Origin of the sequence: Candidatus Chlorohelix sp. (assembly GCF_037138995.1) — a bacterium.
Lineage (GTDB): Bacteria > Chloroflexota > Chloroflexia > Chloroheliales > Chloroheliaceae > Chlorohelix.
Genome location: NZ_JBAXHI010000015.1, coordinates 13,538 through 28,751, shown reverse-complemented (window position 1 = coordinate 28,751; position 15,214 = coordinate 13,538). Strand labels below are relative to the sequence as shown.

The following is a 15,214-nucleotide window of genomic DNA, read 5'->3' as shown; positions in this document are numbered from 1 at the left end:
GAAATAGCTGTATTAAGCCTGATTGAGGAGCTACTCAGTTAAACGCAATAACCGTAACTCCCCTGACAATCAGATGCAATTTTTAACGGGGTTGCAACTTGCTCAATAGCTCAGCGGCAAGGTCGAGCGTTTCGGGCTTCTTACAGAAAGTAAAGCGAACTTTGCTTTTGCCAAATTCCGGATGGCGGTAGAAACTGCTGCCCGGTACTGACCCCACCCCAATTTTATCCACCAGATAGCGGGCAAAAGTCATATCATCGGGGAAACCAAAACGGCTTATGTCGGTCATAATGTAATAAGCCCCGTTGGGCTTATAAACCTCGAAGCCCGCTTTTTCCAGAATACCAACCATTTTGTTGCGCTTTTCCAGATACATTTTTTGCAAATCATGGTAATAGCTATCGGGGAAAGCCAGCGCAGTGGCAGCGCCTTCTTGCAAGGGGGCAGCCGCGCCCACCGTCAAGAAGTCGTGAACCTTACGAATTGCAGCCGAGATATGAGGAGGGGCGATTAACCAGCCGATGCGCCATCCGGTTGCGCTATAGGTTTTGGAAAGCCCACTAATAGTAATAGTATGCTCGTACATACCGGGCAGGGTAGCAAGGCTGATGTGTTCGCCTTCGTACACCATGTGTTCGTAAATTTCATCGGTAATCGCCACCACGTTCCACTTCTGGCACAACGCGCCGATAAATTCCAGTTCGGCACGATTGAACACTTTTCCGGTTGGATTATTGGGCGTATTAATAATAATGGCGCGAGTTTTGTTGTTAAAAGCGGCACTCAGTTCAGCCTCATCGAAATGCCAATCCGGTTCATGCAAGGTGACGAAACGCGGTTGTGCGCCTGAGAGAATCGCATCCGGTCCATAGTTCTCATAGAAAGGCTCGAATACAATAACCTCGTCTCCGGGGTCAACCACTGCCAACATTGCTGCCATCATCGCTTCGGTTGCGCCACATGCCACCGTTATTTCGCGTTCTGGGTCGGGATAAAACCCGCTGAATTTTGCCACTTTCTCTGCAATCGCATTGCGTAGGGATTTAGAACCCCATGTGATAGCATACTGATTTATATCAGCGTGAATAGCGCGACTGGCAGCTTCTTTCATCGCGGCGGGCGCGGGGAAATCCGGGAAGCCCTGTGCCAAATTAACGCCGGGCTTATCGCCCCTTGCTAGAAAAATACGAGTCATCTCCCGAATAACCGACTCAGAAAACATCCCGGCTTTCTGCGAGATACGCACAGACATAATTTCTCCAGTTCCAGAATAACAGTTGAGAGTAAAAAGATAGGCATCAGGTGTGGTTTTTGCTTAACCCCCTTAACCTGATGCCTGCTAACTCTAAACCTATTTGTTAGGCGTAATCTTGTCGTATTTGACCGAAGCTTTGCTCAGAATAGCATCGGGCAATTTGACACCCATTAACTGTGCGCCCTCAAGATTTATTACCAGACCAAAATCCTTTTCCTTTTCAATATCCACTTTGCTGGCAGCCTCGCCGTTTAGAATGCGGGAAGCCAGTTTAGCGGAAGAAACGCCGTTGTTGTAGTAGTCAATGCCATAAGCCAACGCAACCCCACGTGGAGCTGAGGATGGGTCATTAGAAATAACGGGCTTCTTCTTGGCAATTGCCACCTGCACCAATGCTTCCAGTTGGTCAACCACCGATACGTCGGTAGTGCTGAAAAATACATCCACCTTATCGGCAATTGATTGGGCGGCTTGTTGCACTTCCTCGCGCTTGCTAATAGGCGCTTCAACAATGGTCAAACCAAGTCCCGGCGCTTCTTGCTTGGCAATATCGGTATTAACCGCGCTATTCTGCTCGCTAGTAGTCCAGACCAGACCAATATTCTTAGCATTTGGTGCTACTATTTTTGCATATTCAAGCGCTTCCTTAATCGGAGCAAGCGCCTGCACGCCCGTCACATTGCCATGGTCGGTAGGCGTTTTTACCACATCCTTCAATGCCACGTAAGGATTAGTAGTAGCATTGAAAACAATCGGAGTGTTTGGGTTGGTATTGTACATATTAACCAACGCCTGTGTACCAACCGCTATAATCAGGTCGGGTTTTTCATCGCGGAACTTGTCACCGATGGTTTTCAGGCTGGGAATATCGCCGTTAGCATCGCCCAAACTGTAGGTTACGTTCTTACCTTCAATAAAACCGCAAGTAGCCAAACCCTCTTTAGTACCTTTGATAGCGTTGGAAAGCGCGGGAATGGGTGCTTGCACCGCAATAGCTATTTTGTAAGTCTTGCCGTTGGTAGCAGCAGCAGTTGGCGCGGTACAAGCTACGCTCTTGGCAGCGCCACCTGCTCCGGTAGTAGCAGCAACAGCTGTAGTTGCGCTTGCAGTGGTGGCTACACTCGCAGTAGTAGCGGCGGCAGTGGTTGCGCCTGCGGTAGTTGCAGCGCCCGCTGTTGTAGCAGCAGCAGTAGTAGTAGTTGCGGGTACAGGTGTAGCAGTATTATCACCACAAGCCGCCAGAAAAGTGACCAGCGAAAGACTCAACACCAAGAATAAAGAAACTCGGCGTAGATTAAAACCAGCGAATTTTCTCAATTTCATCTCCTCCATAAATATCAGACGGGACAACCAACAATAGGTTTGGCATTAAAACCGGACGGGAAGGCTAACTTAAAAGCAATTCATCATCTACTATAGATTCATCCAGCTTGCCTTTCCCTCGTAGTTCCGTAAATTTATTAATCAGGTCAGTAACAGTAAGACGGGCGCGTTCCTCGCCTCTCAAATCTAAAATTATCTGCCCCTGATGCATCATCAGCGTGCGAGTCCCCATCGAAAGAGCTTGACTCATATTGTGAGTCACCATTAAAGTGGTTAAATGGTAGTCACGTACTAATTTGTTGGTTAGCTGAAGCACCTGTTCGGCAGTAGCAGGGTCAAGTGCGGCTATATGTTCATCCAGCAACAATACGCGGGGCTTGGTAAGAGTCGCCATCAAAAGGGTAAGTGATTGGCGTTGCCCACCTGAAAGCAAACCGACCTTGCTTTGCAAACGATCTTCTAAGCCCAAACCCAGCAATGCCAAATGTTCCCGAAAAACAGGGCGATCCTTGCGCCGTAGCCCTTGCCCCAACCCCCGTCGTTTGCCTCGCAGCAACGCAATCGCCATGTTCTGTTCTATGGACATTGAGGCGGCAGTGCCACGTAACGGGTCTTGAAATACCCGTCCGACCAAGCGGGCGCGGTGATGTTCTGCCCAACGGGTGACATCAGTATTATCTATATAAATCTTCCCCTCATCTGGTTGGAAAACACCCGCCACCGAATTTAGCAAGGTGGATTTACCCGCCCCATTGCTGCCAATAACGGTCACGAACTCGCCAACATCGAGAGTCAGGTCAATACCGCGAAGGGCTTTGATTTCGTTAACATCACCGGGGTTAAAAGTTTTGTGAATTGAGTTAAGTTCTAACATATTGTCCAGTAAAAACTATCAATGTGCCGTTAATGCTCGCAAACCTAGATTGCGCCTCAAACTAGGAATAACTAAGGCAATTAAAACCAGCAAAGCCAGCGCAATCTGTATATCACCCGCTTCCAGCTTCACAATCAGGTTCTTATCGAGTTCCCAGTTAAAGAGATAGATTGGGAGGTAATATAAGAGGCTGCTCAAAAACACTCCCACAAAAGCCCCAACAAAGATACTGGTAATGGTTATCCAGCGCGGTGTAAATTCATTCAAGGTGAGATAAGCAAGCCAGCTAACGAAAGCGACAGAAAGTAGTGTAACCAACAAGCGCAACCCAACCGCCTGAGTCAGAGCGAGATTGAATACGCCTGAGAAAATAAAGCGATAGACAATCGCGCCGATAACCGCGCCCGTCAAAGCAAATAAAGTTATACGGGGAGGCAGGAAGGTTTCTCCGATAATGACCGCCGCCACCCCTGTAACGATAATGCCTTGTCCGGCTGTAACACTGGCGCTACGCTGGTATTGCGCCACCAACGCCCCACATAGAGCTATCATAGCGTTAGAAAGCATCAGTACCATAATTTTGGTGTTATTGGTATTTACCCCCAATGCTCGGATCATATTTTCATTATCGCCGGTAGCACGCATAGCAAAACCGATTTCGGTATTAATTAACCAGTTGATAAACAGTACAATCACAAGCGCAATCGCCGCCATTACGCCCATCTGTACAAAATCGCCTTCCAGTGTGCCAAGCAACTTGCGTGGGTCTGGTTGCCCTAGCAGCGTGGTTGTTACCTGATCGAGAATCGTAGAAGGAGTAGAGGTTAGATTTGCAGCTAAAATACCCTGATTATTGATGGCGCGTAGGTTAATGCTGTATAAAGCCGCCGAAACCAGAATCCCGGCTAGAATCCCATTCACCTTGAAACGAGTGTGGATTATTCCGGTAGCCATACCCGCTAACGCCCCGCATAATGTCGCAACCAGCGTGGCTACCCAAGGGCTACCAAAAAAACCGCCTTCCTGAAACCGAATAAGCGCAATGGTAACGCATCCGCCTAGCGCATAACTACCCTCGATAGTTAGGTCGGGAAAGCTTAGAATCCGAAAAGTGAGATAAACGCCGATAGCCACTCCCACAAAAGCAAAACCAAAGGTGAAAGCTCCACGCCATTGGGAAATTTCGGTTTGGAGGGTCAAATAACCAGCAAGAGCGAGAGCGCAAACCCGCAGCGACCAAGTACTTAACATGCTTAACTGGTGACGTGATAAGTTAGGGTTTACACTGGCTTTATAAGGAATAAGCGAGCCATCAGATTTTTTTATGGGTGGTTCAGAGCGGGTGCGCCATGCTTTCACTTAGCAACTCTCTCCTTGTTTGCCAGAAACTCAAAATAATACACTTGTTCAACATTCAAGCGGATAGGATATATAGCGAGTCGAATTTCCGCATATTATAGCTTACGGCAAAATATCTAACAACCCGATTGCGAGCAAATTGCAGATTTAATTGATTGAATTCTTTTGCATCAACGCTTATTATAGACTTTGCTTAATAAAATTCAAATAGGAGAAAGCTTATGGCAGATGAATATATGGTTGGGAAAACAAAACTTAAAATCCAACACGGCGATATTGTACAGGCAGGCACAGATGCTATTGTCAACGCCGCTAATTCTTCGTTGGCAGGCGGGGGTGGCGTAGATGGCGCAATACATGATGCCGCCGGACGTGAGCTTTACGAATTGACGCGCCCTTTCGGCGGTTGCCCCACCGGCAGCGCGGTAATAACAACGGCAGGGCTTATCCCCTTACCCACCCGCTACATTATCCACGCGGTAGGTCCGATTTATGACGAATATAGTGGGGCTGAAAGCGAGCGTTTGTTGGCGAGCGCTTACCTAAAGTCGTTGGAATTGGCGGAGAAAAAACAGCTAAAGAGTGTCGCTTTTCCCTCCATTAGCACAGGCATTTATGGATACCCCATCCAACGTGCTGCGCCTCTCGTATTGCGAACTGTTAAAGAGTATCTTGAGAAAAAGGGGGATAGCGCTACGCTGGAACTGGTGCTATTTATGATGTATGGCGAAAGAGCTTTAGAAACCTATCGCAATGCGCTGGCAAAGCTTTGAAAGCAAAACGCTTTCGGGGGTTTCAAAGCGGATAACCGCAAGCATAATTGAGGGTGCGGCGCATCTGACGTGCATGGTTGATAAGGCTTTTCAGACGAAGGGCAGGCGGTGAAAGCATTTCATCAGTCTTGCCCACTTCAAAATAATTATCAAAGAAAGCCACTTCACTCACATCAAAATTGTTGCCACCGGACAACAAGGTGCCGCCTACAACCCGAACCAGATAAAAATGCAAGATACCATGTACAGGTTGCCCAGTAGGCATCACTATAAAATCGTCCCAAGAATCAACAAGGGGACCAAGCTCAACCTCAAGCCCGGTTTCTTCCATAAATTCCCGCTTGAGCGCGTCCGGTTGCATTTCACCACGACCCATAGCCCCGCCGGGGAAATTCCAGTAAAAACTAAGGGAGTTATTACGAACCAACAACACACGGTCATCACGGTCAAAGAGTAACCCATAAACAGCGGGTCGCCAAGCAAGGCTTTGGGGTGGAAGCCAACGCCCGCCCGGCACAAAAGGATTGGATTCCCGACAATATACGTACTTACTACGAGGAGTCACAAGTTTGCCGGGAAGCAGATTTTTAAATTCGTGCCATGCCTCAGTCTGTAAATGATGGCGGAATATTTGGTCTGAGGCACAGCGTTTGAGAACACGCCAGTAAAAAGCTAGAGCCACTTTACCTGCATCTTATTTTGCCTTGAGAAGTTTAGCCATTTCTTCAGGAATTGATACGGATTTAAGTTTACCGACATCATCGGGGTCTTCCATTTTTATCCAGATACGCAATTCATAACCGCTACCTACCAGTACACCCTCTTTGAAAAGATGGTGTTCCAATTTGAAAGTCTTTTCCTTAAGGTCAACTACTTCCGATTCAATGCGTACAATATCATCATAACGCAAAGGTCTTATGAAGTGGCAACCACATTCAACGACAGGTTGTGCCAGCCCATAATGTTCTAATAACTGGCTATGGGTAAGTCCAACTGCTCTCAATAATTCGTGAGTTGCCCGGTCAAACCAGCGGAAATAGTTGGGGTAAAACACTACTCCACGAGCATCCGTATCGCCGAGGTCAACCCTCAATTCAATCGTATTTTTCATCGCTGTTTTCCTTTCCTGAATAAGTCAGGTTCAGAACTGCCCAATTATCAACAGCGGGTTATTTTCATTAACCCGCCAATTAGCTTGATTAAAATCGATGCGAGTCGATGAAGTTGCAAATGCGGGTGACACCTTCTACCAGTGCGTCCTCAGCGGTAGCCAATGATACACGCAAGAAACCACCCGACTCGGGACCAAAAGTGGCGCCCGGCGCACACGAAACCTTATGCTCCGTAACCAATGTGCGGGCTACATCATAACTATCAAGCAAAGTTGTACTAATATCAATCATTACATAAAAAGCACCACTGGGCTTGTATTGGTACAACCCACGCTGCTTTAAAATATCACATACCAAGTCGCGGCGGCGGCGGTAGCTCTCGCGCATCTCCGCCACGCAATCCTGTGGACCTGTTAAAGCAGTTAGAGCCGCCATTTGGTTGGGTGCAGCCGTGCAACTTAGCATCGGCTCAAGGCTACGCGCCAGTAAACCAATAAAGGGTTGCGGCGCTACCACATAACCTACCCGCCAACCAGTCATGCTGTAAGTTTTGCTAAAGCTGTAAACCCCGATAACACGTTCCGGGTCAAACAGTGCTGCTGTAGTCGGCTCACCTTCAAAAATCAATTCTTCGTAAACCTCGTCCGAAATAACATAGAGGTCATGCTTGCGAGCAAGTTCCACGATTCCCTGCACTATCTGGCTGGAATAAACCGCCCCAGTTGGGTTGCTGGGATTACAAAGCACAATCGCTTTTGTCTTAGGTGTAATCACCGCTTCAAGTTCAGCCAGTTTCGGCACAAAGTCGTTTTCAGCGCGAGTGGGGTAAAAAGTAGGCTTGCCGCCCAATAGTGTTACCTGATTTGCATACATTGGCCAACCCGGGTCTGGCACTAATACTTCATCGCCCGGATTAATCAGCGTGGTAAAGATGCCCATCAGACCGGGGGTAGAACCGGGCGTTATCACCACATTATCAACTGTAATATTCTGGTAGTGATTGTACTTGATAGCTTTCTGCAAAACCGCTTCACGCAAAATAGGGTATCCGGCAGATTGGGTATATTTAGTGTGACCTTCAAGAGCGGCTTTATGGGCAGCTTCTATGATATGCTGCGGGGTAGGAAAATTCGGTTCGCCAATTTCAAGACGAATACAACCGGGCGTTTTAACCGCCATTTCCAAAATCTCACGGATACCGCTCCGCTTCATCAGTTGTGGTTTTGATGCCAGTTCTTTCATATCTCTTCCACTCTCTCCAAAAATTTCAGAGCCGCAATCGCGACAGTATTGCTAGATTGGGGCTATCTATGCAATTGTCGGGTCTTTTATCCCTCTCAAAAAGAAAATCCCCAATAAAAAGAAACATGTTCCCATAAAAAACAGCGCCGTGTACCCTAGGTGCGGCAAATTGAAAACATGTGTACCAAGTGCGTTAAACCCATCTCGCATTGTCCCCCCCAAAAGAGCAGCAAGAGCCTGAGAACCTGCGCCCGCCAGATTGGAAATGCCCATAAAACGCCCTGCCGATTCCTGCGGAATCAGGTCGGTTGCCAACGCCCAATCCAAGCTATTGAAGGAACCGGTAGCTATCCCAATCAAACTACCATATAACATCACCTGAGACATATCGGTTGCCGTTGCTAATAATACCATGCCTGTAGCGCCAATGCCGCAGGCAATAATAATCAACTTCTTGCGTCCTATCCGGTCGCCAAGCCAAACGGCAGGCATAATTGAAAGCAGGCTGCAAATGACTAGCACCACACCCAGCAGGGTATAAGATTCGGTCAAAGTACCTTCGCGTTTACCCATAACGTCCTGAAGGTAATAGAATGCAAAAATAGTGAGAGTTGACAAGGCAGTCAATACACACAAACGGGAAATAATAAATCTGATAAAATCAGGATACTTACGCACCTCATGGAGCATTTGCCTTATTATCCTGAAGGTACTGATAGACTCACGGGTTCTTCGCAAGGGTTCTTCGCGAATTGTAGTGAGTGTCGAAATCAGCGTCACGGTAACAACCAGTGCTATTAACAGCAAGGCAAGTTCAACTCTCCCCAAATCAATGAATAACGTTGCTACTGCCAACCCACCTACATTACCCAGAATTTGTGCAATTCCCATTGCGCCGCTGGCTCTACCACGCCGCGAAGGCGGCACACAATCTGGAATAATACCTTGGTAAGCGCCTTGTAGCACATTATCGGCAAATTGCAACAAAAGATAAAAGAGCAGTAACATCCACCAGTTGCCGAAAAAAACCACCATCGCTACCATAGTGATAAGTATCAACACTACTGAGATTCCACCAACCAGTATATAAGGGCGACGTCTGCCCCAAACATGCTGATTTACATCGCTCAAAGCACCAGCGACAGGTTGCACTACGATTGCCACCACCATACCTAGAGCGGTAATAATACCTAGCATTGTGCCTTTAATATTTTCATCTATATAACGGCTGTTAAGGTTTGGTAAGATAACGCTATTCACACCACCCCAGAGATAACAAATACCTAACCACATCAGGCTAATCCAAATGTAATCGAGAAATTTGAAATTTGCGCGGGTGCTACCTTTAAAATTATTTTTTGTGGTTTTAGGAGCAGCGGGTTTTATATTGGGAGCTTTTTCCAGAGCAGCAACCTGCGCTTTACCATGTTCGGGGCGTTTGAACAGTTTCGACATTAAGAAGAAAAGCCTTTACTATTTCCATCAATTCGGTTACTGATGCAGCTACATTATATTGATTCTTATGACTCTAAGTAAAGCACACAAGTAGTCAATATAGTGTATTCTGTAATATCGGCTTTGCCAGATTTGAGCTATTAGCGAAAATAAAGCGAGTTAGAATGAAACCCCTTTAATCAGGGCTAAACTATTTTGCACCGCTTGACAACAGCTTCTTTGAATGGCAAAATCAAGCTCATTATCTATATCAAAACCAGCAAATTAAATCAATAGTCTCGTACTATTTGGTCATTATTTCAAGGAGGTTCCCAATAACTAAGCCAATACCCCAAGAACAGGTTTTTCTCTCCGTCATAATACCGGTTTATAACGAGAAAGATACTATTGGCGAGATAGTAAAACGGGTTGAAGCAGTCTCAATTCGTAAGGAAATCATTATAACCGATGATTGCTCCACCGATGGTACACGAAATATCTTGAAAGAGATGGAGCGTGAATACACCGCTCACCATGAAGTTGACCCTAACAACCGGGTGCGCTTTTTGTACCACGATAAAAATATGGGGAAAGGCGCTGCGCTACGTACAGGTTTTAGCAATATTGCACCTGAATCTACCGTAGTCGTAGTGCAAGATGCTGACCTCGAATATGACCCCAATGATTACGAGGCACTTTTAAAACCCATTGCCGACGGTTATGCTGATGTTGTATATGGCTCGCGTTTCAAAGGACCCGGTAGAGCCTTTATGTTCTGGCACATGGTTGCCAATAAATTACTCACTCTGCTTACCAATATCCTGTACAATACAATCCTGACCGATATGGAAACTTGCTACAAGATGTTTCGCTCCGATGTAATTCGAGGAGTCAGATTAAGAGCAAATCGTTTTGATTTTGAGCCGGAAATTACCGCAAAGATTCTAAAACAAAAGCTTAAAGTATATGAAGTGCCTATTCATTATTATGGGCGCGATTATGATGAAGGTAAAAAAATCGGCTTGAAAGATGCCTTTGAAGCAGTTTTTGCTCTAATTAAATATCGATTCAAGGATTAGGGAGAGTTCCGGGCGAAACCGAGCTTCACAACTTTCCGTAGTTTATGGCTTAGAAAATGAGTGATTCGCCTGTCCCAGACTTTTACGTCAGAAAAGTCCAGAGCATAGAAGAATTTCGCGCCTGCCAACAGGTGCATCGCGAAACATGGGGACTCAACCCAGAAGACACGGTGTTACACCTGCCGCTGCTAATTGGTTTGCAAAAGAACGGTGGGCTGGTATTGGGCGCATTTTCTAATTCTGCCAACGGCGAAGAATTGGTGGGCTTTGCAGTAAGCTTTATCGGGCAAGACAGGGAATCACATCGCTTTTACCATTATTCCCAGATAACCGGAATCCTGCCTGAATGGCAAAGTCAAGGCGTAGGATTTGCCCTGAAAACCGCACAGAGAGAAGAAGTACGGGCGTTAGGTTTTGATTTAATTCGGTGGTCGTTCGACCCCCTTGAATCCCGCAACGCCTATTTTAACTTGACCCGTCTAGGCGGGCTAGGTCGTCAGTATATACCTGAAATGTACGGTAAGGGATGGGGCGGGTTATACGGGCAACTCGATACCGACCGCATGATAATTGACTGGGAATTGAATACTTCAAGAGTGATAAATAGGCTGGAAGCGGTGCAAAAGGGGGATACTTTACCCGATATTCCAGAAAGCGCAACTAACTTACTTGAGGTCGAATGTTATAACGATAAGTACCCCGTTATAAGCAGGGTTAATTTCAGTACCGCTACACCTTATCTAAAAATGGAAATCCCTTTTTCCTTCCGGGAATTACAAAAGGCTTACCCGGAAGAAGCGGGGCGGTGGCGCGCTCAAACCAGAGCGTTATTCCTGAATTATCTGGCGGTTGGCTATTGTGTAAACGGGTTTGCCACCGTAAAGGGCGAAAAAGGAATACGCGCTTTTTATTTGCTCACCAATACTATTCAATAATAACTGTTTGATAGAATAAACCCATCTACAGAGTGCTACCCAAAATTCAGCTAACCTTCACTTGCTACTCTCCCCGATTCCGCTAACTACCATCCCGGCGAAAATGAGCAAGCAGCCCAACATAGCGGGTAAACTCAAGGTTTCTCCTGCCAAAACGCCGAACAGCCCTGCCCATGCCGGTTCAAGCGCATAAATCAAGGTGGCGCGGGTGCTGCTGATAAATTGCTGCGCCCGATTCATTACCGACAAGGCAAAGGCGGTAGCTATTAGTCCCATAAAAAGCGCAGAACCCCACGCGGGAGCGGGAGCAATTACCCACGGTTCTCCTGAAATTAATACCGAAGCTAAACTTAACAGCGCGGTAACACCGATTTGCACGGTTGTTAGGTTTATCGCGTCGGCTTGGGGCGCAAACTTGCTCACAGTTACAATGTGTAAGGCACATGCCACAGCGCAGCCCAACACCAGCAACTCACCCATTCCGAAATCAAGGTTAAAGTTGTCGTTTATTGATAACAAACCCATACCGAGCGTTGAAAAGAAGACCCCAACCCAAATTAGGGGAGCGGGAAAGTGGCGTAGCAAAAATATTGCCATTACCGGAACCAGCGGCACATACAAGCCCGTGATAAAGCCCGCCTTGCTGGTAGTGGTAAATTGCAAGCCTACGGTTTGTAGAGCAAAAGCAGAAAATACAAATACTCCGATGATGCTACCTGTAACCAATTCCCGGCGAGTTATCCGAACAATGCGTTTGCGGAAAATTATCGCCAGCGCCAGCGTTGCGATAGTAAAGCGCATTGACAAAAAGCTGAAAGGCTCGACCAATTTGATGCTATTTTGAACCAGTAAAAAAGTGCTACCCCAAATTACAGTCAGAAAAACCAGCAACGCATCCCAACGGATTTTGCGCCAGAATCCTGCCAAGCCAGAAGTAGTTCCAATACTGTTCTCAAGCTCCAGTTCGATGGTCATAAGAGTATCCTATAAGATATAAGAAATTTGTATGTTAGCTAAGTCCAGAAATGATACTATTAAAAGGTTTTTTTAGGAATAGGCTACTATGCCGATTTTGGCATGCCGATTCTACTGAGGAATGTTACGTAGTACAGTTTGAAATAAGGGAAAAGGCTCAGAGCTTAAGCCACAAATCATAAACCTTGCGATGCGATAAACCCAGTTCTTGCGAAATTTGCTCAACTGCCGCTTTTGCCCGAAATCCGGTTGCTTTTAATGACCGTAACTTTTCCAGAATTTCTTCCTCACTTATAGCCTGTATAGGAATTGGCGCAATTTCCGGCTCGGCGAAAACCAGCGTAAATTCTCCGCGTGGGGCTGTTTCTCGGAAATGTGCAATAGTCAAGGATAGCTTTTCACGGCGCACTTCCTGATGCAATTTGGTTAATTCGCGGCAAGCTGCCACCGAACATTCTCCCCACACTTCAAGAGCAGTTTCCAAAAGAGCAAGTAAGCGATGAGGTGCTTCAAAACAAATGAGGGGGCGTTGCTGTAACTCCGGTTTGAAATGTACCAGCCATTCGCGCAATTCTCTTTTCTGGCGAGGCGGAAAGCCGGCATAGGTAAATTCACGAGGCGAAAACCCGCTCAAAACCAGCGACACTAGCGGAGCGGCGACACCCGGCGCAGCATCAACAGGTATGTTCCGTTCCAAACAGGCGCACACCAATTCCCAACCGGGGTCGCTCAGACAAGGAGTGCCAGCATCCGAAACCAACGCCACATCTTTGCCCTCGTTTAGTTTTTCAAGGACGCTATCTAGCCGAGTCAGTTTGTTATGTTCATGATAAGCGATAGCAGGGGTAGGAATCTGGAAATGGTTGAGCAGGTGGCGAGTATGTCGGGTATCTTCTGCCGCAATCAAAGCTACCTCACGCAAGAGACGTAAGGCGCGTAGGGTAATATCCTCAAGATTGCCAATCGGAGTGCTGACAACGTATAGTGTACCGGGAGGCATTAGGAATTTTTCTCTGAAAGTTTTTTCTGTGTTTCAAGACGCTCATTCAGGAAGCGTGTCGCTATTCTGACAGTTTCATCAGGGTTTGTGCCTTGAAAGTCCACGCCTAACTGAGCCGCTAAATCAGGCAGCTCGTTGAACAACCGCCCGCCCACCCCTATTATCATATTAGGGTAAGCCTTCCGCACTTCCTGTACTACGCGCTTTATTTCTACAAAGTGCTGCCGAAGCGAAATACTCAGTAACAGCAAATCAGGCTTGCTTTGCTCAATGGTGGTGATAAAAGCAGAAACAGGCACATTTGCGCCCAGATTGGTAATTAGCCACCCAGAACGAGTAAAGGCATTTGCCACCATTGTTAGCCCCACCATATGTTCTTCACCAGAAACCGTACCGACCACAACCCTTAATCCGCTAAAGGGAGAAGCGACGGTTTTAGCGCGTGCCAGAAAGTCGCGGATAACCCCGACCGCAAGATGCTCATCGCCAATCCCGATTTTGCCTTGATGCCACAGTTCGCCCACTTCGTAGAGGGTATCACGCAACACTTCATCAAGTTGGTTAGAGGGCAAGGTGCGTTGCAGGTAATCCAGATAAAGCTCGGCTTCAGTTATATCCTTACCCTGAACCAGCAAGGATTTGAGCAAAATGTCTTTGAAAACCTTGATTTCGCGATTGGGGAAGATGTGAACCGGCACAGTAAAGAAGAAGGTAGTGCCTACCCCTAGTTTGCTTTCCGCCCAAATACGCCCACCCATTAATTCGACCAGATTACGAGTAATAGCAAGACCTAGCCCGATGCCTTTAACCTCGCGGGTTGTGCCATTGCGAACCCGATAGTATTTCTCAAAAATATGAGTCTGGTCGCCTTCAGGAATACCTACGCCCTGATCGCTGATACTGATTTGAATAAGCTCAGAGTTGGTAGGGCTGACAATAACCCGAATGTTAATGTTGCCGCCTTTGGAGGAATATTTTATGGCATTGCCAATAATGTTGTTCAGTATTTGAATTAACTTGTCGCGGTCAGTACGGGCGAACGGAAGATTAGATTCAATTTCAATTTTGAAGGTATGACGACTGCTGCCGACCCGTAAAATCTCAACTACTTGACGAATGACCACTTCAAGGTCAACCCGTTCGAGTCGTAAATCAATGCGCCCGCTTTCGATATGAGCAAGGCTGAGCATATCCTCAATCAGACCGGATAGGCGCACACTTTCGCGATTTATCATTTCCAGCCACATGCGCTGACGTTCAGGAGGGGCATCCTGCGTGAGTAGCAATTCACTGAAACCTTGAATCGCGCTGAGTGGCGTACGCAACTCGTGTGAAACCACCTCCATAAACTCGTTTTTAACCTGTTCTGCCGGTGGTTCATAGCGACCATCTTGCAGTAATAAGCCGCGACCAAGCCATTTACTATCTTTATCAAGAACTGAAAACAGGATGAGGCGCACATGAGCATCTGCCGCTGGTTCAGCCCCAACCGAAGTTGGCGTTACCAATGATATATCAAGAATAACCGGTTGTTCTGGGCGGGTGTTAAGTAGCAGGGTATAAAGCTGTTTTGGTTCGCGGGCGCGTAATAATATTTCTTTGAGCGCATTCTGGAAAGATTGCCCGATTAATTGACTGGCAGAATGCGCCAGCATAGCGCAAGCCTTCAGATTGGCGAAAAGCACCTCATCAGCCTGATTTGCTACCAATAACCCATCCGGAAAAGACAGCGCCAGTGCTAATACCGCTTCAACATGTGGAGATTGCTCTGTCTTTTCATCGGTCTCGCGCATGCCAACCTACCCTCTTTCATAAGGTTTTTATCTATCATAAATCTAACCTTAGTATAACTG

At 46.8% G+C, this 15,214-nt stretch carries 14 protein-coding genes; 3 read left to right on the top strand and 11 right to left on the bottom strand.

What is annotated here, in order from left to right:
• Positions 1-82: 82 nt before the first annotated feature.
• The 4 genes from WCK19_RS08800 to WCK19_RS08785 all read right to left on the bottom strand — a co-directional run bounded on the left by WCK19_RS08800 (position 83) and on the right by WCK19_RS08785 (position 4,811).
• On the bottom strand, positions 83-1,252 hold the full coding sequence (locus tag WCK19_RS08800) for an aminotransferase class I/II-fold pyridoxal phosphate-dependent enzyme (protein WP_342397009.1): 1,170 nt from the start codon (positions 1,250-1,252) through the stop codon (positions 83-85).
• Between the two features lie 99 nt (positions 1,253-1,351).
• Positions 1,352-2,572, bottom strand: coding sequence for an ABC transporter substrate-binding protein (locus WCK19_RS08795; RefSeq protein WP_342397008.1), 1,221 nt, complete (start codon positions 2,570-2,572; stop codon positions 1,352-1,354).
• Positions 2,573-2,642: 70 nt separating this feature from the next.
• Positions 2,643-3,452 (bottom strand): ATP-binding cassette domain-containing protein, encoded by an 810-nt coding sequence (locus WCK19_RS08790; protein WP_342397007.1) that lies wholly within the window; start codon positions 3,450-3,452, stop codon positions 2,643-2,645.
• Positions 3,453-3,470: 18 nt separating this feature from the next.
• Positions 3,471-4,811 (bottom strand): hypothetical protein, encoded by a 1,341-nt coding sequence (locus WCK19_RS08785; protein ID WP_342397006.1) that lies wholly within the window; start codon positions 4,809-4,811, stop codon positions 3,471-3,473.
• A gap of 221 nt (positions 4,812-5,032) precedes the next feature.
• Here WCK19_RS08785 and WCK19_RS08780 point away from each other — a divergent pair, with 221 nt between their 5' ends.
• Positions 5,033-5,584 carry a macro domain-containing protein gene (locus WCK19_RS08780; RefSeq protein WP_342397005.1) on the top strand — a complete coding sequence of 184 codons (552 nt, stop codon included), beginning with the start codon at positions 5,033-5,035 and terminating at the stop codon, positions 5,582-5,584.
• Positions 5,585-5,606: 22 nt separating this feature from the next.
• Here the strand turns inward: WCK19_RS08780 and WCK19_RS08775 are convergent, their stop codons facing one another.
• From WCK19_RS08775 to WCK19_RS08760, 4 genes are all read right to left on the bottom strand, one after another.
• The gene (locus tag WCK19_RS08775) at positions 5,607-6,266 is read right to left on the bottom strand and encodes an NUDIX domain-containing protein (RefSeq protein ID WP_342397004.1); all 660 of its coding nucleotides are present in this window, start codon (positions 6,264-6,266) and stop codon (positions 5,607-5,609) included.
• Between the two features lie 12 nt (positions 6,267-6,278).
• Positions 6,279-6,695: a thioesterase family protein gene (locus WCK19_RS08770; RefSeq protein WP_342397003.1), complete on the bottom strand. Its 417-nt coding sequence runs from the start codon at positions 6,693-6,695 to the stop codon at positions 6,279-6,281.
• An 88-nt stretch (positions 6,696-6,783) separates the two neighbouring features.
• Entirely contained in the window at positions 6,784-7,938 is a 1,155-nt protein-coding gene (locus tag WCK19_RS08765; RefSeq protein ID WP_342397002.1) for a pyridoxal phosphate-dependent aminotransferase, read from the bottom strand.
• A gap of 66 nt (positions 7,939-8,004) precedes the next feature.
• On the bottom strand, positions 8,005-9,393 hold the full coding sequence (locus WCK19_RS08760) for an MFS transporter (protein ID WP_342397001.1): 1,389 nt from the start codon (positions 9,391-9,393) through the stop codon (positions 8,005-8,007).
• A 287-nt stretch (positions 9,394-9,680) separates the two neighbouring features.
• On the opposite strand from WCK19_RS08760, the gene WCK19_RS08755 reads away from it, so the two are divergent.
• Both WCK19_RS08755 and WCK19_RS08750 read left to right on the top strand, forming a co-directional pair.
• Entirely contained in the window at positions 9,681-10,451 is a 771-nt protein-coding gene (locus tag WCK19_RS08755) for a glycosyltransferase family 2 protein (protein WP_342397000.1), read from the top strand.
• A gap of 56 nt (positions 10,452-10,507) precedes the next feature.
• Positions 10,508-11,386, top strand: a complete 879-nt coding sequence (locus tag WCK19_RS08750; protein WP_342396999.1) for a hypothetical protein — start codon at positions 10,508-10,510, stop codon at positions 11,384-11,386.
• Positions 11,387-11,443: 57 nt separating this feature from the next.
• On the opposite strand, the gene WCK19_RS08745 is transcribed toward WCK19_RS08750, so the two are convergent.
• The 3 genes from WCK19_RS08745 to WCK19_RS08735 all read right to left on the bottom strand — a co-directional run bounded on the left by WCK19_RS08745 (position 11,444) and on the right by WCK19_RS08735 (position 15,154).
• Entirely contained in the window at positions 11,444-12,361 is a 918-nt protein-coding gene (locus WCK19_RS08745) for a DMT family transporter (protein ID WP_342396998.1), read from the bottom strand.
• Between the two features lie 157 nt (positions 12,362-12,518).
• The gene (gene rsmI / locus WCK19_RS08740; RefSeq protein WP_342396997.1) at positions 12,519-13,361 is read right to left on the bottom strand and encodes a 16S rRNA (cytidine(1402)-2'-O)-methyltransferase; all 843 of its coding nucleotides are present in this window, start codon (positions 13,359-13,361) and stop codon (positions 12,519-12,521) included.
• Positions 13,361-15,154 (bottom strand): ATP-binding protein, encoded by a 1,794-nt coding sequence (locus tag WCK19_RS08735; protein ID WP_342396996.1) that lies wholly within the window; start codon positions 15,152-15,154, stop codon positions 13,361-13,363. The genes rsmI and WCK19_RS08735 overlap by 1 nt, the downstream gene beginning before the upstream one ends.
• Positions 15,155-15,214: the final 60 nt, after the last annotated feature.